16 protein-coding genes are annotated in these 19,025 nt (G+C 45.1%); 2 read left to right on the top strand and 14 right to left on the bottom strand.

Annotated features, from left to right (window positions below):
* Positions 1 to 13: 13 nt before the first annotated feature.
* From DVG78_RS07485 to DVG78_RS07465, 5 genes are all read right to left on the bottom strand, one after another.
* Positions 14 to 1,015, bottom strand: coding sequence for a T9SS type B sorting domain-containing protein (locus tag DVG78_RS07485; RefSeq protein WP_114460475.1), 1,002 nt, complete (start codon positions 1,013 to 1,015; stop codon positions 14 to 16).
* 15 nt (positions 1,016 to 1,030) lie between these two features.
* On the bottom strand, positions 1,031 to 1,936 hold the full coding sequence (locus tag DVG78_RS07480; protein WP_114460474.1) for a glycosyltransferase family 2 protein: 906 nt from the start codon (positions 1,934 to 1,936) through the stop codon (positions 1,031 to 1,033).
* Positions 1,937 to 2,044: 108 nt separating this feature from the next.
* Positions 2,045 to 3,481 (bottom strand): MOP flippase family protein, encoded by a 1,437-nt coding sequence (locus tag DVG78_RS07475; RefSeq protein ID WP_114460473.1) that lies wholly within the window; start codon positions 3,479 to 3,481, stop codon positions 2,045 to 2,047.
* A gap of 27 nt (positions 3,482 to 3,508) precedes the next feature.
* Entirely contained in the window at positions 3,509 to 5,716 is a 2,208-nt protein-coding gene (locus tag DVG78_RS07470) for a GumC family protein (protein WP_114460472.1), read from the bottom strand.
* 9 nt (positions 5,717 to 5,725) lie between these two features.
* Entirely contained in the window at positions 5,726 to 6,418 is a 693-nt protein-coding gene (locus DVG78_RS07465; RefSeq protein ID WP_158549985.1) for a TolC family protein, read from the bottom strand.
* 609 nt (positions 6,419 to 7,027) lie between these two features.
* Here DVG78_RS07465 and DVG78_RS07460 point away from each other — a divergent pair.
* Both DVG78_RS07460 and DVG78_RS07455 read left to right on the top strand, forming a co-directional pair.
* Positions 7,028 to 8,254: a glycosyltransferase gene (locus DVG78_RS07460; protein WP_114460470.1), complete on the top strand. Its 1,227-nt coding sequence runs from the start codon at positions 7,028 to 7,030 to the stop codon at positions 8,252 to 8,254.
* A complete protein-coding gene (locus tag DVG78_RS07455) occupies positions 8,251 to 8,883 on the top strand; it encodes an acyltransferase (RefSeq protein ID WP_114460469.1) in 633 nt (210 codons plus the stop codon). Before DVG78_RS07460 ends, DVG78_RS07455 begins: the two co-directional genes overlap by 4 nt.
* A 28-nt stretch (positions 8,884 to 8,911) precedes the next feature.
* On the opposite strand, the gene DVG78_RS07450 is transcribed toward DVG78_RS07455, so the two are convergent.
* The 9 genes from DVG78_RS07450 to DVG78_RS07410 all read right to left on the bottom strand — a co-directional run bounded on the left by DVG78_RS07450 (position 8,912) and on the right by DVG78_RS07410 (position 19,018).
* Complete coding sequence (locus tag DVG78_RS07450; protein WP_114460468.1) at positions 8,912 to 10,621, bottom strand: GMC oxidoreductase; 1,710 nt, start codon at positions 10,619 to 10,621, stop codon at positions 8,912 to 8,914.
* 32 nt (positions 10,622 to 10,653) lie between these two features.
* A complete protein-coding gene (locus DVG78_RS07445) occupies positions 10,654 to 11,226 on the bottom strand; it encodes a gluconate 2-dehydrogenase subunit 3 family protein (RefSeq protein ID WP_114460467.1) in 573 nt (190 codons plus the stop codon).
* A gap of 32 nt (positions 11,227 to 11,258) precedes the next feature.
* Positions 11,259 to 12,719: an O-antigen ligase family protein gene (locus tag DVG78_RS07440; protein WP_114460466.1), complete on the bottom strand. Its 1,461-nt coding sequence runs from the start codon at positions 12,717 to 12,719 to the stop codon at positions 11,259 to 11,261.
* A gap of 19 nt (positions 12,720 to 12,738) precedes the next feature.
* Positions 12,739 to 13,950, bottom strand: a complete 1,212-nt coding sequence (locus DVG78_RS07435; protein ID WP_114460465.1) for a glycosyltransferase family 2 protein — start codon at positions 13,948 to 13,950, stop codon at positions 12,739 to 12,741.
* Positions 13,951 to 13,965: 15 nt separating this feature from the next.
* Positions 13,966 to 14,910, bottom strand: a complete 945-nt coding sequence (locus DVG78_RS07430; RefSeq protein WP_114460464.1) for a glycosyltransferase family 2 protein — start codon at positions 14,908 to 14,910, stop codon at positions 13,966 to 13,968.
* Positions 14,907 to 16,061, bottom strand: coding sequence for a sugar transferase (locus DVG78_RS30535; protein WP_114460463.1), 1,155 nt, complete (start codon positions 16,059 to 16,061; stop codon positions 14,907 to 14,909). Before DVG78_RS30535 ends, DVG78_RS07430 begins: the two co-directional genes overlap by 4 nt.
* 69 nt (positions 16,062 to 16,130) lie before the next feature.
* Positions 16,131 to 16,511, bottom strand: a complete 381-nt coding sequence (locus DVG78_RS07420; RefSeq protein ID WP_114460462.1) for a response regulator — start codon at positions 16,509 to 16,511, stop codon at positions 16,131 to 16,133.
* Positions 16,512 to 17,326: 815 nt separating this feature from the next.
* Positions 17,327 to 18,430 (bottom strand): sensor histidine kinase, encoded by a 1,104-nt coding sequence (locus tag DVG78_RS07415; protein ID WP_114460461.1) that lies wholly within the window; start codon positions 18,428 to 18,430, stop codon positions 17,327 to 17,329.
* A gap of 12 nt (positions 18,431 to 18,442) precedes the next feature.
* Positions 18,443 to 19,018, bottom strand: coding sequence for a chemotaxis protein CheB (locus DVG78_RS07410; RefSeq protein WP_114460460.1), 576 nt, complete (start codon positions 19,016 to 19,018; stop codon positions 18,443 to 18,445).
* Positions 19,019 to 19,025 lie beyond the last annotated feature (7 nt).

Raw genomic sequence — 19,025 nt, 5'->3', positions numbered from 1 at the left:
AGGTTAATTTCAATTAATGAGCCAACACCACTTGACCGTTTTTGGTGTATTTTTGGTTTGAGGTCGTAAATGTATACGTCATTGACCATGTATATATCCCTTCCTGGCACGCCACGTTTTTAAATTTTCCGTCCCACTTGACTGCTGGGTCGCTGCTGACAAAAATTGCACTTCCCCACCGGTCATAGACCACAAATTCAAACGCCGCTACATTGCTCATAAAAACGTCCAAAACATCATTTTGACCGTCGTTATTAGGCGTAAATATATCGGGCACATACACACTCGGACTTTCACAATCGGTACACCTTTTCAAGACCAAATCGTCGATAGCAAAATCATTCCCACACCCTCCCTCTCCGTTGTCAATCAGCCGAATCAATACATCCGTCGTCTCCTCTGGCATGGGAGGAAAATTGAAAGTCAAAGCAAATTTTCGCCAAACGGGTGTGGGTGTTCGTAAAGTTACCCCCGTGTGTAAAGTATCAATCAATCGACCGTCGGTCGTTTCGACACGGATGGTAATATCGGGGTCGTTGGGTATGGCAAAACCACAGGTTCCCGGCGGAAATTCGAGGTTTAAATTGACCAACCAAAACGAGTATTCGTAAGCCGCTTTGGTGCATAAACCAGCAATGGTTTCCCGATAAATCTCACCCGGATAAGGCGCATTGATAATCAACATATTACCTGCCGCGTCTCCCGGGGTGTGGTCTTCATTCAGGCCGTGCCAACTGTTTGTAAAACAAGCCCCACTCACCATACCCGCTACCGTGTAGCGCCCGTCATTCGGACAGCCATCGGTTACGTAAGTATAATTGATATAGCCGTTCGGCAAAGCCCCCCGCTGACCAGTACCAAATGTTTGATTACTGATAGTATTTCCATCGGCACAATTCTGGGCAGATGCATTCCTCCCAAACATCCCTGCCATCCAGCACCCCACGAAGAGCAACAGAAATGAGCGCACAGGTCGGTTTCCATTGCGATTCGTTTTGTAGAAATTCATCATCATGCCCAGTCTAATATTTCAAGAGGAAGATTTTGGCGTGGGGGATAAAAAATGGCCAATTTCTTGAAGACCGCCCCAAAAACGTTTGGAAAACGCTTTCATCAAACTTCCATCCGCCACCAATCGTCGGTCACTGGTCCATGCCTTCGCGTTGGGGTCCGTGACCCTGTAAGTCGTGCCCTTTCCCTGATTTTGAAGCGCCAAAGCCATCAATCCGTCCTCACAACGGCCCGACGGCGGGGGGGCTTCTCCCGCTGCAATCAGTTCGGCCACGGAACCTTCCCGCCCCGAATCGGTCTCAAAACCGCCCACCGCCAACGCATCTGCCCGTCGAAACGCAAAATTGAAGCCGTACACATTCATGTACGACCGGTGTCGATTGCGCACCCGATTGAGCAGGTGTGCCGCTTTTTCATATAGCGACAACGCCAACCGCGACGATTGAGGACTGGGCAAAAACGAGTACAATCCGTAGGAACACGCAATGGCGGGGTTTTGGAGTGGCGCCGTAATTGCCTCCACCCAACCCGGCGGGTACAGGCAATCGGCGTCGGCATTGGCGATGATTCGCCCCTTGGCCGCCAATAATCCCGACTGACGGGCAAAAGCCACGCCTGGTTGTTTTTCAAAAATTGACCGTACGCCGCATTTGTCCAACAACTCTTGCGTACGGTCCGCCGAATTATTATTCACGACCAACAATTCCACGCTTCGGGTCGTTTGTTGGTCGCCCAATGACGACAGCAGATTCAAGATATTTGCTTCTTCGTTGTAGGCAGGAATCACGATGGATATTTCAGGATTTTCGATTCGAAACTTACTCAGCCTCAACCGAATATCTGCGATACGCTCTACCGAAGTATCGCCAGACGGATACGCAAACAAATGTTTAGAAACCCAAGTGGGAAGTAAAGAATTATTCACAGCAACGTTGGTTAGGGGTGGTCATAAACCACTATACATCTATTATTCTCCGTGTAAACAACTTTTTTGAGGATATGCGTTCTGTCTATTTTGATTCATTTTCTACTTTTACACTGTCTTCCTGAAATTTTTAATTTCTGACAACGAAAGTTTAAACTTCAACGTCAGAACCGCAAAAATGCCCCCACCAATGGCAATCTGAATCAAGGTATGGAGCAGCCCCTCACTGCCGACAAACTGTTGATACAAAAATACCCCGCCAACCATCATCAGGCAAAACAGCAATGGTTTGCTGAGATTGGTCAAAAACTCTTTCAAAAAAGGACCGATTAATGAGTGGGCAATCACGAAATTCAGGACCAAATAGATGAACGTAGCCGTCAAAAACGCAAAGGCAATGCCGGTGACTTCCCAGTATTTCCCAAAGAAATAGAGCAACGGAATCTTAATGATAAGCGTGACTAAATTAAGATAAAAAAGCAAGTTTGGCTTGCCTTTGGTAAAGGCAATGGTATACAATGGATGCGCCAACGAACTGAAAAAACTCTGGAAAACAAAAATCTTAATCAACGGAATGGTCGGCTCCCAGCCTGTGCCGTACAGCAACGGAATAACACTGTTGGCCGTAATAAACAACCCCGCCAGCAAAGGCAAATTGAGATAACTAATCAAATCCAAAATTTTGATATATGACTTGCGTAGCTCCGAATCTTTGTCTTTCATTTTGGCCAACAACGGGTACGCCACCTGCAATATAATGGGGTTGAGCTTGGTAATCGGAAACACCGCCAATTGGGCCGCCACCGTATAAAAACCCAACGATTTAACCCCCAACACGCCACCCACCACAATCGTATCGGCGTTTCCTTGGATAAACCCCAGCAGTCCATCGCCTACATTGTACATTCCAAAACGAATATGCTCCTTGATCATTCCCAAGTTGAAATACAACGACGGGAAAAAGAACTTTAGCCCAAAAACAATTTGTAAACCCGTACGAACAACGTGCATGGCCAATTGTCCGTAAATCAACGACAACTCTTCAAAACCACTGTATGCCAACGAGATAGAAGTAACAGCACCTACCACCGCTCCCGCAATTTCCATCAGAGCAATCGACTTGAAGCGCAGTTCTTTCTGGAGCAGAAAGAGGTAAATTTGGCCGAAATAAATAATCACAAAATACAGCGACGCCAACTTAATGACCTTATCAAGCCTCGGCTCATGGTAATACGCGATGATAAGCGGTGAGCTAAAAAAGACGATAAGGAAAATAAAAAAACCCATCAGGAGACTCAGAAAATACAGCGTAGACAACGCTTTTTGGTCGTTTTCCTGTTTATAAATGATGGAGTTTGAAAAACCGAGATTACTAAAAATATAGAAGAAATTAATGATTAGCGTACTTACACTTACGACCCCAAAAACGGCGGGATCCAATAATCGGGCAAGAATTGTGACCTGAACAAACTGAAATACAGTGGATATGACGGTAGAAATAGTAATCCATTTCCCCCCATCAATCGCTTTTTTAGTATTACTCATAACGTTGGCAAACGGGCTTTAAATCGGTTAGGTTTGGGAGGCAGACGGCAGTTTTCGCTGGTGTTTGAGCAACAACTCAGACGGCACTAAAATTTGCTCCGCTTCTTTCACCGTTGGGGCATCAATATACTCCTTTTCAACACGATTTAAAATAATTATGGGGTTCTTGGTAGAAATTTTATTGTATAAATCCATCAGCTGTTTCTCCTTACGCCCCCACACGCTGTTTGCATCCACAACCAAAAGCGAAACGTGGCATTTGTTAAACAAATACAGCGGCAAAGGACTACTCACCAGCGGTGGCAGTTCCAAGATGATTTTATGAAAAGGCGAAGTTGCAAAGGGTTTATCCTCCTCCAACAGCCCCGTCAAATCAGACACATTCATAAAATCTGGCCGAATGGAATAAGGGAAAAAATGGACTCCATTTTGTTCAAAAGGAAGTTCATTTTTGGCAATTTTTGGGTAAAAATAGGCTATTTGCTGCCCCGTCTCGGCATACAAGCGCGCCAGTCCGTGGGCTACCCAAGTTTTACCTTGTTTAGAACGCATACTCACCAGCGTAATCAACGGAATCGGGACCTGTGACGCCGACTGTAAAATCTCAATGTTGATGGCATTGGTCAACTGCTCAAACGTACTCATTGCGGCCCGGCTCTCCTTCGAGCCAAGGGTCAATTTTTTTACTTTTGGAAAAGCAATAATCACCGGTTTACCGATTTTTGCTTCGGCATTTTCGGGAGAATCAAGCCGGCGGTCGAGCAGAAAACGAATGACCGTCATCAATAGTGCGATAAAAAGACCAACCCCAAAACCCACCACAATCAGCAACAGGCGCTTGCTCGGTTTGGGCTTTAACGGATAGCTAGGCGGGTCAAGAATCTTCAGTATATCATCCTCCAACACGTCCTGACGATAGATTTGCGCTTGGTTTAGGCTGGCCGTCAAAGCCAGATATTCCTTTTCTGCCACGTCGAGTTCGCGTTGCAGTTGGTGCAGGTCTGTTCCTAACGGGCTATATTCAGTCATTTTAGCCTGAAATTCCCCAAGGCGTTTTTTATACACATCGAGGCGGGCATTTGACTCTTCAAACTCAATCACTTTTGCCAACCAATCTTCCACCAATTTATCTTGGGGCAGAGATTCGGGAGAATTGCCTGCGGCATAATACCGCCGCGAAATCTCCTTCATTTCTTCCTTTATCCGGTCTGCTTTAGCCTGCAAACTACTGACTTGGCCGTTGCTCTGCCCACTCGACTGCGCACTTACCACTTCGGTTTCGGCAAACAAAAGTTCAGTCTGCTTTTGAATCAAATCATCATTGATAGACAGCAGATTACCACGCTGCCCCATTCGTTTTTGGAGGGCATCCATACCAGCTTTTACGGCGCGGTTGCGCATCAATTCTGTGGTATATTCTTTGGCAAACCCATCGCGGGAGAATACCGCATTTTTGGATTCTTCGGCAAAGTTTACCAGTTCGTGTTTAATATTAAACTCCCGCAGTTTGGATTCTATCTCCTCTAGCTTATCCCGTGCTTCTTGAGATTTGCCTTTGTAATAATCAATAACGGGATTTGCGTCAATGCTTTTTAGAGAAACGTAACGCGCATTCAACACCCGAACGGCATGAGCGAGCGTTTGTTGGGTCACGCCCCGGTCGTCCGACTCATACTCTAGCTCAATCATATCGCTGCTATTCTTTCGGTTTGCCTTCAGTTTTTTGGCAATTCCTTCGGTAGAGTAGTAAGAATAGGGGTCGTTTAAGAGACTCTTAATTGGGTTGTCTTTATCTGAATTGGCCAGCGCCTCTAGCTTGGGATACAGTCCTGTGGAGTCCAAATTGGCCAATAAGTCAAGCCGAAAACGTGAAGGAACCGCATCTTGTAATTCAGTAAACCCAGGTTGTGCCAAAACAAGGCTGTCGGGTTTTTGTAACACAAGGTGCTGCGCCAATAAGCGCAGGCCAATCTGACGCATGGTCTCGTTTGAGTTCAACGTAGTCAGCAAATTATCAAAAGCATTGCTGATGGTTGTGTAATCGGGAGTCCCTGATTTATTGACCGATTGAATAGAATACCCCGAGGCAAGCCCAGTATAAACGGTTGCTTTTGCGGTATATTCTTTTTGTTCGTTACGGGTAAAATAATAAACCGCGCCCGCCGTCAGCAGCGGGAACAGAATAATCCACAGTGTATTTTCTTTCAGAAGACGTATAAAATGATTAACTGTCATCCGTCAAGTTTATTTACGTTTTAGGCGTTGAATCGGAACTCCCACCAGCGCCTCAAGATTATACAAATACTTCAAAAAAGACCCTCTCGCTTCCTCAATGGAAGAAAGAACGCCAAAATAGCTTTTGCTCGCATTCGAGAATGCATTCACATCCAATTTCCGCTGTTTGAATTCCACCTCTGCGATTTGGTACGCCACCGTCGCCATTTGCTGGTCTTTCAGTCTGAGTTGAAGCACTTTCTGCGCCGTCACCAAATCCTGAAACAAATCAATCAACTCCCTTTTTAGTTGCACTTCGAGTATCTCTTTACGGGTGAGAGTAGATTGATAAGTAGCTTTGGCCTGCGAAAGCATGTGTTTTCTGCCTATGATTTCATACAGACTAAGCTGGAGATTCAACCCTACCCGGTATCCATTCGCAATTTGTCCGATAGCATCTCCCGTAGACCCCGACCCCGTCGAAATAATGGCCTGATTACCCGCCGAATAACTCCCGCCAGCCGTCACCGATTGCAAGATTTGTAACTTTGAAAGTTTGTACGATGCCTCCTGAGCATTGGCCACTTCTTTCTCAAAATTGAGCAATGGCGAATGCGACAACGCCAATTCAAACAAGTCATTAAAGGGTAACAACTGCATGGCTATATCATTATTAAAATCAACATACAGCGAGTCTGCCGTCCCCAATGTAGAGCCCCGCATATTGGTAGCGGATCCTTTTTGAAAAGATGAGTTTTGTCCAAACACTGGCCCACACAGCAATGCCCCACTAATGAATAACAGACAATAATGGTGGCAAAAAAAAGAAGACCACTTGTAAAAGTACATAATCATCCATTTAATCAATTAATACGTATATACCTAAAAGACTGCCTTTTTGATACCTAATAAACCAATTTTGGCCGATTAAGTTTTGATTCTATTCGACCCCAAAGATACACCGTAAATAAGCAGCAGGTTTTATACCAAGGGTAAAAAATAAAACAGTCCTTGCTTACCAAAATTAACTATAATATATTTATCAAATCAAACCCTCGGCACACTCCTTTCCTGTTCTCTTGAAAGAGATAAATCGTTTATTATCTTTGATTTATTAACGTTATGACTTTTTTCACGCTTGCAAAACACGTTTTGAGAACGAACAACTCCAAACCAGAGAACACCCTTCTTTATATCCCTAAAAACCATGCCAAATTATCAATAATGGCCATTTATTGCCCGAAGTATTTTGTTCCATAACATTTTGCAGACAAAATAAAATATCCACAAAAAGCAACCTAACAAAATATACCTAACTCTATCTCCAATAAGATGGGCATATCCTCCAAAAAGTTTAATATTGTTATTACTTCCCGGCAAATTTGGGAAGAGACGCATTTGGGCAGTAATATTCGGGATATGGCGCGGGTCCTATCTCAATCCCATCAGGTTTTATTTATAAACGACCCATTGGACTGGTCGACCGTTATCTCGCAAAAATCAGGCCGTGCGCAACTACGCAGTGAATTTTTGGCAAAGCATCAAGGCCAACGCCTGATTCAGGACGGGGCTAATTTATGGGTGTTAAGCCCAGAATCGGTCATGGCCTCCATCAATTGGATGCCCGATGGGGCGTTGTACGATTGGTTCAATCGTTATAACACAAAAAAAATAGCGCATGAAATTGCCGCCGCCGTCAAAAAATTGGGTTGGGATTCATTTATTTTAATCAATGACAACGATATGTTGCAGGGCTTTTTTATGAAAGAACTCCTGCAACCCAAGGTAGCAGTGTATTATTTACGGGATAATTTTCTGGCCGTTGATTTTTGGCGCAAGCACGGTCTGCGTCTGGAGCCTTTGCTGATGGAAAAAGTAGACATGATAGCCAGCAATTCTATTTATTTGGCCAATCAGGCGGCTCGATACAATCCTCAATCGGTGTATGTGGGTCAAGGCTGTGATTTAAAACTTTTTGATTCTACCAAAATAGACAAAATTCCCGCCGATTTGGAGGCAATTCCGCACCCTCGGGTGGGCTATGCCGGTGCGCTGACAGGCCTGCGCCTCGATGGCGCGCTCATTGAAACCGTTGCGGCCCAACGTCCCGATTGGCAAGTGGTTTTGATTGGTTCAACCGACGATTCTTTCCCCGTTGAACGCCTAAAAGCACTTCCGAACGTCCATTTTTTGGGATCCAAAACCCCTCAACAAATCCCTGCATACCTAGAAGGAATGGACGTGCTGATTAATCCTCAAAAATTGAACGAGGTAACGATTGGGAATTATCCCCGCAAAATAGACGAATACCTCGCCATGGGCAAACCCATCGTTGCGGTCAAAACCGAGACCATGGATTTGTTTAAAGACCACGTAAATTTGGCCGAAAACAGCGACCAATTCATCGCGCAAATTGAAGATGTACTTCAGGGCAAACAACTTTCTTCGCTAGAAGCCCGCATTGCCTTTGCACACGAACACTCATGGGAAAATTCGGTGGGAGATTTAATGAATGCCATTGAAACACGTTTTTTCCCGAAAGCATTACCAAAAAAATGAGTATAAAAACTTATCTGGACAGCCGTCCGTCTTTCAAACGATTCGTCCATTGGATGCTCATTCCCACGGGTCAGGCCCGGCCACGCCTGTGGGTGAGCTGGTTTGTCAACCCATTTATTCATAAAAAGCACCGATCGGCGGCCATTCGTGCCAACGTGCGGATGGATGTACTGCCGTTCAATGCTTTTACGCTGGGTGCTCACAGTACGATTGAGTCTTTCAGCGTGGTCAACAACGGCGTAGGAGATGTGACCATCGGCGAGCATTGCACGGTCGGAATCGGTTCGGTGGTCATCGGCCCCGTCACGATTGGCTCCGACGTCATTATTGCGCAGCACGTAGTAATGTCGGGCTTGAATCATGTGTATGAAAACATCATGTTACCCATTCACCGTCAACCCGTTACGACGCGTCCGATTGTCATTGAAGAAGAGTGCTGGATTGGCGCAAACGCCGTCATTACGGCGGGGGTAACCGTTGGCCGTCACTCAGTGGTAGCGGGCGGAAGCGTGGTTACGAAAGATGTTCCGCCATATTCGGTGGTGGGGGGAAATCCCGCCCGTATCCTAAAACAATACGATGCTGCGAACGGGCTTTGGCAAAAGCCGAGTATTGCTGCCGCCCTTTAGGATTCCTTTTGTACGCTGGCTAATCAATTTACAAATTCAATTTTTTAAGTTCCGACACCGCATAATCACAGGCCCGGGCCGTCAGTGCCATGTAGGTCAGTGATGGGTTTTGGCAGGCAGAAGAAGTCATACAGCTTCCATCAGTGATAAACACATTTTTGACGTCGTGCATTTGGTTATAGCCATTCAATACCGAAGTTTTGGGGTCCCGGCCCATCCGGGCGGTGCCCATTTCGTGTACTGCCGAGCCAGGAGGTAGGTCGTAATAAAACTGTTGTACTTTCTGAAAACCTGATTTTTGGAGCATTTCTTCGGCGCTTTCTTTGATGTCTTTGCGCATGTTGATTTCGTTTTCATGGTATTCAAAAAATACCCGAACCAGCGGCAATCCCCATTGGTCTTTTTGCTCTTTGTCTAGCCAAATACGGTTCTCCGCATAAGGAAGCGTTTCGCCCCAAGCCCCGATAAACATCGTCCAAGGCCCCGGTTGGGTCAGTGCCGTTTTAAAATCTTTGCCAAAACCTTCTACCCTTTTATACTGATCGCTCCATTCGGCACGCTCACCATCTCCCTGATAACCAAACCCCCGCAGATAATCTTTCTGTTTGGTTTGGGCATTTAGGTTTCGAAAACGGGGCACGTAAATCCCGATGGGGCGCCTACCTTCGTAGTATTTATCTTTGAAGCCCTCGTATTCTCCCGTAGCTCCGCCCATCATAAAGTGATCCATGAGGTTTCGGCCCACCTGCCCGCTCGAATTTCCTAAGCCATCAGGAAAACGATGGGAGACAGAATTCAATAAAAGCGCACTTGTGGCAATGGTGGAGGCGTTCAAAAAAATGATTTTGGCATAGCACTCTCTCACCTCTTTGGTGTGCGCATCCATGACACGCACCCCCGTTGCCCGATTTTTTTGTTCGTCAAACAACACTTCAATGACGATGGAATCGGGTTGCAAGGTTAGATTTCCAGTGGCCATTGCCACGGGCAACGTGGCGGAATTGCTGCTAAAATACCCACTAAAAGGGCATCCCCGAGCGCAAAGATTGCGGTACTGACACGGGCCGCGTCCGTTCCAGCCTTTGGTGAGGTTGGCAGTTCGGGCAATGGTAACCAGACGGTCTTTATAGTGACTTTTTATCTGTTGGGCAAAATGCGTTTCGATGCAGTTGAACTCCATCGGGGGGAGGAATTGACCGTCGGGTAAATGTGACAGCCCTTCGGCCCGGCCGCTGATGCCCACAAATCGCTCCACGTAGTCGTACCAAGGTGCCAAATCTTTATAACGAATGGGCCAATCGACGGCCACTCCCTCTTTTGCATTGGCCTCAAAATCCAAATCACTGAGTCGGTAGCATTGCCGGCCCCACGTCAGCGAACGCCCTCCTACCTGATACCCTCGAATCCACGAAAATGGCTTTTCTTGAATGTAAGGATGCTCTTTATCATTGACAAAAAAATGTTTACTTCCTTCGTTGTACAAAACGCTCTGAACGGGATTGTCGACTTGGTCTTTGATGACATTGTTCAACCGATTCGGAAACTCCCACGGACTTTTGAGCGCCGTCGGGTAGTCGGTTACGTGTTCTACATTTCGTCCTCGCTCCAGTACTAATGTTTTTAATCCCCTCTCACACAATTCTTTAGCAGCCCATCCGCCACTTATACCCGACCCTACCACGATAGCGTCGTAAGTGGAAGACTGTTTATTTTTAAGGGTAGGATTGGCGGGGTACATACGTTGAGTTGGTGTTTAAAATCAGCTATAGTTTATTTTGTGGCCCACGATTTTTGGTTTTCCGTCATCGGAACACATCCCGCAAAGCGACCCGGAACAAGCGTATATGCAAGGCCTTGGGTGACCCCCAGCATTGAGGTACAATACCCAATACAAGTATATTCTTTCAAAATCGGAAAAAAAGGATTTCCGAATACTTTGCGCTGTATCTTACCCGCCATGCCGTCGAGCGGCTTGCTTTCTTCCTCAAAATGCTGCATGACCGCATTTTTTTGTTCTTCGGTGCATTCAAGGTACGATTTTGCAAAGGTGTCTTTGGAAAACGACTCCACTGATTTCAGGCCGTCGATGAACCGATTTTGCGATACTGTATCCATATTTTCAGCGACCATTTTGAGGATAAAATCAGCAACCCCAGCTTCAATTGCCCCGGGTGTATCGGTGGCAGGAATAATGGTTTCACTCAGCGCAGCCAGCAATTGTTTTTGATTTAAAAGATACGCCAGATCAGGGGTTTTATGCCAGCTTATCCATTTGAAGATTCCGAAAGAAGCCAAACTTCCCCCTAAAAGAGCCATTCCCAAAAGCGCACGACGACGTTTCATAAGTCAAAAAATACCAATTAATAAATTGATTATCAAACACTTACTGCATCTATTTTGTGCACAGACACCACAGTGGTCGTATCCCACCGATGACAGGTCGACAGCATGGCCATAGAGATAAAAATAACCCCACTTGTCGGGAACTGCCCCATGACGGGATTTGAATAGGCCATTATTGCAATGCCACCCAACTCCGCCAGCATTGTGACCATAATTTTGAACAGCCACGGGTCTTTGATTTGCCAGACTTTCCACGTGGCAAAAGCGATGATACTTACCAAGATAATAACATAGAGCGTCATTCCTACACTTCCTGTTTCAATCCAAAGAATCACATACCAGCTATCAGGAGCAATCTGTGAGGCCCAGTGATTGGGGGAAAAGCGTTGCCCTACCGCTTCTGACGTTCCCAGCCCTGCCCCAAAAGGGTAATTTTCCATCAGGCGGGCCAATTTTTCTTTGTTTTGAAGTCGTAATATGAAAGACGGATCCTCCATTGGTCGCAAGGCCGTACGCATTCGCTGTACCTGATAGTTGCCACTACCGATATTGGTATACATCAGAATGATAAAAATCGGTAATGCCACAGCGGCTCCGATCATCATCTTCTGAATGTCTTTACGTAGAAGTAGGTAAAATGCGTAGCCACCCACCAGCACAAATAACGCACTACGGGTGCCCGAAAGAGCATATCCCCAAAAATACACCAATGCTAACGCAAGATAACCTATCTTATAAATCCACTTTTTTTCTTCAAAAAACCAAATAATACAGACCAAGGTGGTAGCGGCCATTTCGGCCCCAAATTGTGAGGCATCAGTGTAAAACGAAAAAATACGTAAAACCCCAAACAGCACGTGGGTTTTACTCCCCCCCATGTCAAGCCAATTCTGTTCATTGGCCGTAAGCCCAATGTATTGTTGTTTAAAACCCCAAAGTGCCCCCAAAAAAGACCAAAACAACCACGTGCGAATCAGGATTTTTATATCAGACTTTTTAAACGGAACCACCAATACAATGCAGGTAGCCAAAATCCAATAGAGCGAAAATTTTCGGAAATTATACAGCCACGCTGGTTTGTAGGGAGCTTCAGGATTGAAGAATTCGAGTATTGTAAAGAAAACCCACAACGCCACGAGGTAAAAAACAGGATGGTGCAACCGCCCCCAATCGTAGCGCTTGGCATTGACCAACAAACTCAACATGGTCAGAATCAGCGAAGCATCAATAAATACTCCAAAGGGCAGGTCTATCGTCAGAAACCGCGCTGCGACGCCAATTAAAAAATTAAGTTGAAGGTATAACAATAGGCCAATACGCGGCTCGGCAAAAACACCAATCAATACAAAACAGGCGATGGGCAGCACAACCGCCACGCCAGCCCCCGCAATACCCAACGCCGCAATCAAATAGCCGCACATAAGCGTGCATACCATGCCTGCCATGCCGTAGAGCCAAAATTTTGACTGTTCGTTGTTGAGTAAAGATACCATTCAATACGCTCTTTTTTACCTATTCCACTTTCAGCAACACATCATCGGCCCGGCGAACTTTTTCCCATGTGCCTGATTGTTTACCACGCAAGTATCGTACCAATCCCGCCAAAGCGCACGCGTTCATAAACGTAAAATAAAAGGGAACAAAGAGTAATTTCCAGCGCAAACGGCGTTGCTCCAATTGATAACCTACCCACGCCGCCCCGTAGAACAGACATTGCAGTACAAATAGCGTAATCCAAGCAGTTCCCATCGACGACGGCGCTTGAAAAGCCGAGTAAGCCAACCACGCGTTGAGCAGAAATATCAGCGGCAAACAAATCGGGGCCACGGCCCATCTAAACACGCGGTGCGAAACGTATTCAAAGCACAAAATGCCGTATTTGAAGGGATTGAGTAAATAACTCAGGCGTACAATGGATTGAAAACCGCCCGCCGCAATACGGATTTTCCGCTTTTGTTCATCCAAAATTGAAAACGAGGGATGCTCCAACGCATAGGCCTCAGGCTCATACGCCACTTTAAAGCCTTTGCCCGCGATACGGAGCGAAATAATAAAATCATCCAAAATGGTATCGGGTTCAACGTGCTCGTACAGCTCCGTTCGTACCGCAAACAGCTCCCCCGCCGCCCCCACAATGGTATGCAATTCCGAATCCCAACGTTTGAGCTGCGATTCATATTTCCAATACAGGCCCTCTCCCGACCCCGCCGCCGACTCATCGTCGTTGGTCAGAATTCGTTTTTCTCCCGCTACCGCGCCCACAATCGGGTCCTGAAAATGCCGAACAATGTTTTTAATGGCTTCTTTGTTCAGTTGTGTATTGGCATCCGTAAAAATCACAATCGGGGTTTTTACGTATTTCAGCGCTTCATTCATGGCTGCCACTTTGCCCCGGCGCTCGGTGCCGCCCAGTACGTCTACTTCTTGTCCGTAATGCGCTTTAATCCACTCGGTGGAGCCATCGGTGGAGCCTTCGGTGACAAATAAAAATCGAATTTTAGAACGCGGATAATCCTGTCCCAACGAGTTGGTGATTTTGGCTGGCAAACACGAAAGTTCGTTGTAAGCAGGAACCACCAAGGTTACCTCAGGAGAATAGGATTCATCGGTTTTGGCCGAAGGGCGTTTTCCACGGATACGAATGAGCAACCACACCACCAATCCATATCCGAGATAGGTGTATACCACAAGACCGATACAAATGAGGAGTAAAATTTCTGCCATTTTGTTCCGAAGGAGTTATATTTTGTAAGGTTTATCCAACGCCACCGACGGAATAATGTCACCGTTTTGGTTGACCTTATGGGTCAGATTCCAGACGATGGCATCCTTGATGGCTTTCAGATAATTCGTTTGTCCGCGTACCAAATGAACCAACGCGGCTTTGGGCAGGGCCAACAGAAAGTAGTACAAACAGAAAGTAACCAAGGCCATGCCCGTCACGTTTCGGCGCATAAAAAGCAGGCGGTTGCGGATATGGTAATACTCTTTGAGCGGATTGGCTTTGCCCACGCTCATGGATTCTCGGTGGTAAATGAGGGCCTTGGCCTCGTAATAAATCTTAAAACCCGCCCGCCGAATTCGCGCCGACCAGTCGAGTTCTTCGTAGTATAAAAAATAACTATCTTCCAACGAGCCCGCCTTCTCAATGACCTCCCGCCGCACCATCATCGCGGCACCGTGGGCAAAATACGTAGCGCCCGACACATCGTGTTGTCCTTTATCTTCTTCCTGCAACCCAATGGCCCACGTTCGACCCGTAAGGCGGTCTAACGGGCGATACCCCGCGTATTGAAGAATGGTCGGGTGGTCGTGATAACGAATTTTGGGACAAACCATCCCGATGGATGCATCCGTGGCAAAAGGGGCCAACAAGTCTTCTACCAGCGTGGGGGTGACGATGGTATCGTTGTTCAATAAAAAAAAGTAATCTCCTTTGGCCTGTTTGATTCCAGCGTTGTTGCCACCCGAAAAACCCAAATTGGCATGGGTCAGAATTACCTTCACGTTGGGGTAATTGCCTTTCTCAATCAGCGGGGTGGGGTCTTCGGCGGAGCCGTTGTCTACCACAATTATTTCGATATTGGGGTACGTCAGGGTACGCGTTGACTCCAGCATGTCGCAGGTGACTTGCGCTTGATTGTAGTTGACGGTAATAAACGAGACAAGTGGCTGCGTACTCATACATTCTCCTTTTGAAAAACCGCCTTCACTGTTTTAATCATGATAATTAAATCGGTTTTGAACGAATATTTCTTGGCGTAAAGCACATCCAATTGAATGCGTTCTAGGTCTGATACTTTCGATTTGCCGCGTTTGGTCACTTGCCAAAGGCCCGTCAGGCCCGCTGGGGCGGCAAACCGCCGAGCATAACCCGTTGCGGTGAGTTTTTCGGCTTCATAAGGAGGTAATGGGCGATTGCCAACAAACGACATATCTCCCAACAAAATATTAAACAACTGAGGAAGCTCATCAATGCTGGAGTTGCGCAGAAATTTCCCCAGTTTAGTGACGCGCGGGTCTTCTTTAAACTTGGAAAATGTAGCCTTTGATTTTTGCTTCTGGTGGTAGAGTTTCTCGCAGATTTGTTCTTTGTCTAAAAATAGAATTTGTTGACATTCCGTGCCTGCCGCTTGGCACTCCTCGCACAAATTGCTCACGGCTACCGCAGGTGCTACATTGTACATGTTGAGTGAGGCCATATTGGCCAACATCTTGTCGGCATCGGTACGCATCGTCCTGAACTTATACATATCAAAAATCCGGTAGCCCATTCCGACCCTTTTGGAACGGTAAAAAATCGGACCCTTCGAATCCAATTTTATCAACACGGCCACCACCGCCAACAAAGGCGAAATCATCAGCAGGGCCGTTGCTGAAACCGCAATATCAAACGCCCTTTTTCCAAAAGGACTTCTTATACGCTTCGGTTTGTAGGGAGTGCGGGTAGATTCTTGGTATTGTTTTTTTTGAATGAGGTAATTGAGCCTGATTTTGAGGGCTTCCAGCGGGTAGGGCAGCTCAAACATATCAATTACTTGCCCTTGCGCTATTTTGGGGTCTAGCTCGCCATTTTCTCTGAACAAAATAACGGGCAATGATTGGAAGTAGGCCGTTTTTCGTAGTGATTTCAAGAAATCACGGTAGCCTTCTGAGTCATTACAAATGACTAAATCGACGGGATTTCCCATCTCTAGAAAATCCAGCGCTTCTACGTAATCTGGCTCTGGTATAATATCGATTAATGCCCCGAAGTCATTAATCAGCAGTGATACCCGTTGCGGGTCATCTTCGATATACAGTGCTCGAAACGAACCCTTTTGTTCTGACTCCATTTGACTTTTATCAAGGGATAGAATGACTGAAATAAAGTGACATTTCGGAAACAGTAGCGGTCAAACAAGCTACTTTGATCTCCGCATGACGGCCAAAACCTTCGCCTTCACCTCCAAAGGATTAAAAGGTTTGGTCATGTAATCATCAGCTCCCAATTCCAAACAGGCTATACGGGTATTGCTATCGTCGTAGGTAGAAAGTATAATAATCGGCAGATTTTTAAACATCGGGCTGGCCCGTATCGTCTTGATCAAATCTTGTCCGTTCAAATAGGGCATCTGCAAATCGGTCAAAATGACATCCACAGGATTCCCCTGTTCCAACCAGCTCATGGCTTCAATACCATTAATATGGGTGGTAACTTCAAAATCATTTTTTAAGGATTGACGAAGAACTTTACGAATAAACGCATCATCTTCTACAATAAGAACATTGTAACGGTTAGTCATGAGTACTGAATTGAATTATTTTATGAGAATTTGTTTCATTAACGTTGAAATAATTATGATAAATGCCGATGCAGATTATGTACTCAAAAAAGCTCCCTATGTCACTCTGTATATTCTGCTGTATTAGGATATTAAAATTAAAAGCCAAATCAGACGAATTAGATTTTTGGGGAAGTTTTCAGGTCCTTTTAGTCGTAAACCATTTTATCTTAAATTACGGAGCAAATTTATCCTGATTAGTCATCGCTCCTTCATTATTCTACGATACCCTCTCTTTACACGCCATATTTTATATGTCTTTTAGTTTGTTGTTTTGTAAACAATTAATCAGCTTTTTTTACATTACAACTCGTATTTCAAATTGTGTATCGAAAATTTATTACATAAATCACCTTTTACATAACAAGCATTGATGAATAAGCCACAAAGCTAGAGTGTGTATTATACCTATATACACTCAATAAACGACCGACAACAAGTAGGATTATTTAATTTTTTTACTAAATCATATTACTTTTTCAACAAACTGCTATGGGTTAGATTTATGACCACCTCATGAGACTACTTCGAAGTTGAAAAGTTGAAAGATGCTTACGTTTGGGTATGCTATTTATAAATACATAGGTATAACAAATATACCCATTTTGCATGAAATCAAATGATTCCTCAATGATTAATTCTTTTTGTTAAATTAATCTACCGTTGGGGATGCACGGTTGCTCGAAGTACAGCACCCGAAAAATCAAAAAGAGGATAAAAAAAATTGTACTTTTGGGATATTAGAAAACGTACAATTCGGTTCTCTTTAGCGATAATTACTTTTTCCATTCAAAGTAAAAAACACTTCCGAGGCTGGAATCCGAGTCCACCCAGATTTTGCCACCCTGCTCCTCCACTAGTATTTTCAGGATCGAAAGCCCTACCCCCGTACTGCTCTCTGAGGTAGCCATATTGATTGAAGTTCTGAAGAATTTAAATATATTTTCATGGTCCTGAAACGGAATCCCAGGACCATTGTCTCGCACATAAAACTCGTACAAATCCCCTTTTTCCTGGCATCCCAACTCAATAGTCGCGTCGGGTTTGTTATTGTATTTTACGGCATTACTGATTAAATTTTGGAATACCTGTTGGAGCTTCAGTTTTTTAGTCCATAAAATCGGCAAAGCGGTCGTGATTTTAAACGTAACATGCGGCGGCAAAAACAAATTATGGACTATCTCCTCCACCATATCCTGTACGTTTACTTCCTCAACGGTTTGTTCGGCCAGGCTTTTGCGTGAATAGTCCAGCAGGGCATTAATCATATTTGCCAAATACAGTGCTGCTTCTTTGGAGTGGGAGATATATTCTTTACATTCTTCGGCACTCAATTCGCCGTCCTCGTCCATCTCCAACAATGACAAAGCGCCAATAATGCCCGTAAGCGGCGATTTCATGTCATGGGCAATGATAAAAGCAAACTTTTCTAGCTGCTGATTGATTCGCCGGAGCTCAATGGCCGTGTACTTAAGTTCTTGTTGGTATTGATACAGGTGCTGAAAAACCTTCACCTTCGCTTTGGTGACGTTGATATCCAATGGTTTTTGGAGATAATCTACCGCACCTTCATCAAACCCTTTGAGCATATAATGCTCTTCTTTATTGATTGCGGTGACAAAAATGATGGAAATGTGCTTGGTTTTTTGGTTGGTTTTCAACAACCTTGCCACCTCAAAACCGTCCATTTCGGGCATTTGAACATCCAACATTATCAAGCCGATATTGTCGTTTCGGAGGGCGTGGCGTAGGGCTTGATTGCCCGAAGTAGCTTTGATAAAAACCCTGTTTTCATCGGCCAACATTTCTTCAAGAGCCAATAAATTTTCTTCACGGTCGTCAACCAAAAGAATTGTAAAATCGCGATTAGGGTTTAACATCGTTGAGGTTAATTATACGTTCAATGTATGTATGTATGCAGAAATTTGGGCGGGCGTCCATGCTTTTGCCGCAGCATTGGCATCAAGGGACAATTGAGGCATGACGGGATACTCAGCCGTTGAAGGCTCCTGCACTATGCCAATGCCACCTCTTGCTATTATTTCTGCCATTCCGTGTGAGCCATCACCGTTTGCACCGCTCAAAAGAATTGCCACTGCCTTTTCAGTATATATTTCCGCAATACTTTCAAATGTTACATCTATTGAGGGGCGGCTATAGGAGACCGGCTCAGAATAATCTAAACAAAAAGAATGGGTTTCTTCAATCAACAAATGGTAGTTTTGTGGAGCCAAATAAACACAATTTTTTTGGATGGGCTCTTTATCATCGGGCTCTTTTACCATTATTTCTTTTCGTTTTACCGCCAGAATCTGTTCCATCTCGCTGATTACATTTTTGGAACGGTGAATAACAACAACAACCGCAAAATCAAACGGTGATGACAGCGCTTCAATCAGCTCACAAATCACAGGAATACTTCCTGCTGAGCCGCCAATCACAACTATATCTACGCTGTTTTTTGTCATCGCCTCT

The organism is Runella aurantiaca (assembly GCF_003339505.1).
In the GTDB taxonomy this organism is placed as follows: domain Bacteria; phylum Bacteroidota; class Bacteroidia; order Cytophagales; family Spirosomataceae; genus Runella; species Runella aurantiaca.
The sequence above is the reverse complement of the archived record's forward strand: the minus strand, read 5'-3'. Positions and strand labels throughout refer to the sequence as shown.

Coding starts and splice junctions, on each gene's coding strand:
- DVG78_RS07475 (WP_114460473.1), bottom strand. CDS start 3,481: ATGAGTAATACTAAAAAAGCGATTGATGGGGGGAAATGGATTACTATT.
- DVG78_RS07415 (WP_114460461.1), bottom strand. CDS start 18,430: ATGTTAAACCCTAATCGCGATTTTACAATTCTTTTGGTTGACGACCGT.
- DVG78_RS07420 (WP_114460462.1), bottom strand. CDS start 16,511: ATGACTAACCGTTACAATGTTCTTATTGTAGAAGATGATGCGTTTATT.
- DVG78_RS07440 (WP_114460466.1), bottom strand. CDS start 12,719: ATGGTATCTTTACTCAACAACGAACAGTCAAAATTTTGGCTCTACGGC.
- DVG78_RS07430 (WP_114460464.1), bottom strand. CDS start 14,910: ATGAGTACGCAGCCACTTGTCTCGTTTATTACCGTCAACTACAATCAA.
- DVG78_RS07455 (WP_114460469.1), top strand. CDS start 8,251: ATGAGTATAAAAACTTATCTGGACAGCCGTCCGTCTTTCAAACGATTC.
- DVG78_RS07470 (WP_114460472.1), bottom strand. CDS start 5,716: ATGACAGTTAATCATTTTATACGTCTTCTGAAAGAAAATACACTGTGG.
- DVG78_RS07460 (WP_114460470.1), top strand. CDS start 7,028: ATGGGCATATCCTCCAAAAAGTTTAATATTGTTATTACTTCCCGGCAA.
- DVG78_RS07450 (WP_114460468.1), bottom strand. CDS start 10,621: ATGTACCCCGCCAATCCTACCCTTAAAAATAAACAGTCTTCCACTTAC.
- DVG78_RS07485 (WP_114460475.1), bottom strand. CDS start 1,015: ATGATGATGAATTTCTACAAAACGAATCGCAATGGAAACCGACCTGTG.
- DVG78_RS30535 (WP_114460463.1), bottom strand. CDS start 16,061: ATGGAGTCAGAACAAAAGGGTTCGTTTCGAGCACTGTATATCGAAGAT.
- DVG78_RS07410 (WP_114460460.1), bottom strand. CDS start 19,018: ATGACAAAAAACAGCGTAGATATAGTTGTGATTGGCGGCTCAGCAGGA.
- DVG78_RS07465 (WP_158549985.1), bottom strand. CDS start 6,418: ATGCGGGGCTCTACATTGGGGACGGCAGACTCGCTGTATGTTGATTTT.
- DVG78_RS07435 (WP_114460465.1), bottom strand. CDS start 13,950: ATGGCAGAAATTTTACTCCTCATTTGTATCGGTCTTGTGGTATACACC.
- DVG78_RS07445 (WP_114460467.1), bottom strand. CDS start 11,226: ATGAAACGTCGTCGTGCGCTTTTGGGAATGGCTCTTTTAGGGGGAAGT.